3 protein-coding genes are annotated in these 1,352 nt (G+C 63.7%); 1 reads left to right on the forward strand and 2 read right to left on the reverse strand.

The genetic code is table 11. The annotated features are described in order from the left end of the window. On the forward strand, nucleotides 1–354 hold a 354-nt coding region (locus tag EOL86_15070), incomplete at its 5' end, for a peptidase S58 family protein (protein ID NCD26890.1). Nucleotides 355–419: 65 nt separating this feature from the next. On the opposite strand, the gene EOL86_15075 is transcribed toward EOL86_15070, so the two are convergent. Beyond that, nucleotides 420–1,016, reverse strand: coding sequence for a nitroreductase (locus EOL86_15075; GenBank protein ID NCD26891.1), 597 nt, complete (start codon nucleotides 1,014–1,016; stop codon nucleotides 420–422). 63 nt (nucleotides 1,017–1,079) lie between these two features. Next, a partial coding sequence (locus EOL86_15080; protein NCD26892.1) for a uracil-DNA glycosylase occupies nucleotides 1,080–1,352 on the reverse strand: 273 nt, incomplete at its 5' end.

The following is a 1,352-nucleotide window of genomic DNA, read 5'->3' on the forward strand; positions in this document are numbered from 1 at the left end:
CTGACCCTGGCCGACACCGAGGACATCATGATCCGCGACCATGCCGAACAAAAGAACCTCTTCAGCGGCAACACGACCATCGGCGTGGTCGCGACCAACGCGCGCCTGACCAAGGCCCAGGCCGCGAAACTGGCCTCCATGGCCCAGAACGGCTACGCCCGCAGCCTGCGCCCGGCCCACACCATGTTTGATGGCGACACCATCTTCGCCCTGGCCACGGGCGGCGTGGACGCGGATCTGAACGTGGTCGGCCTGCTGGCCGCGCGGATGATGGAACGGGCCGTGATCGCGGCCATCACCACGGCCACGGGGCTGTGCGGCGTGCGGAGCCGGACGGATTTGGGGTTGGAATAGACGGATTTCGATTGTGAACGGACGAAAAACGGGCCGCGTTCACGCGAACGCGGCCCGCTGTTTTTTTACCACGCGCCCTGTTTCCAGATCTCGTCCAGGGGCTTGCGGGGGGAGGGGCCTTCCCAGTCGACGTAGGGTTTGCCCAGGCTTTCCCTGACGTCGAGGACGCCGACGGTGAAGCCGGCCACGACTTCGAACTCGGCTTTGTCGATGCCGAAGGTTTCGTGGATGGCGTCCTTTTTGATGCCGGCCATGCCGTGGGTGTACAGGCCGAGCTTGCGGGCTTGCAGGGTCAGGGACATCCAGGCCGAGCCGCAGTCGAACACGGCCCAATCATTGGGCTGGCCGTTGTGGGTGAAGGTTTTCTTGGCCACGATGAACCCGATGACCGAGGCGTTCTTGGCCCATTTCTGATTGGCTTCCACCAGGAGATTCAGAAAGGTGTCAAAGGTGGCGTCCGTGGAGGTGATGATCCGCCACGGCTGTTCGTTGTAGGCCGACGGAGCCCATCGGGCCGCATCGAAAACCACGGCCAGGTCCTCGGCCGCGATGGGCGTTTTGACAAAGGAACGCGGCGACCAACGCTTCGGAAAGACATCATCGACGCCGGGATTGGGATCGCGCTGACTGAAATCCGGAACATAGACGGACGGGTATTTCATGGTTTCCTCCAAGCCGTTATGGGTGAGTCCAACTTTTTGGACATACCCGCTGCCTGGAAGGTGTCAACGCGCTTGTTTTTGCCCCGGCCCGAAAAGCGCCCCAAACTGGGTCCGGAACTGCCCGGCCCCGCCATTGGCCGGGTGACGCACCACCGGCGCCTCGATGCCCATGGCCGCGAGCAGCGCGGCCGATTTCCGACCCACGGCCACGATGCGCGCCTGGCCGGCATACGCGCGCAGGGCGTCCAGCACCGGACGGCCAAGAAGCACCTCGTCGTTTGTGGGCGTGCGGTTGCTCAGCATCCCCTTGTCCGGCTTGTACGGATGCCAGGGAAA

Source organism: Deltaproteobacteria bacterium (genome assembly GCA_009930495.1).
Taxonomy (GTDB): domain Bacteria; phylum Desulfobacterota; class Desulfovibrionia; order Desulfovibrionales; family Desulfomicrobiaceae; genus Desulfomicrobium.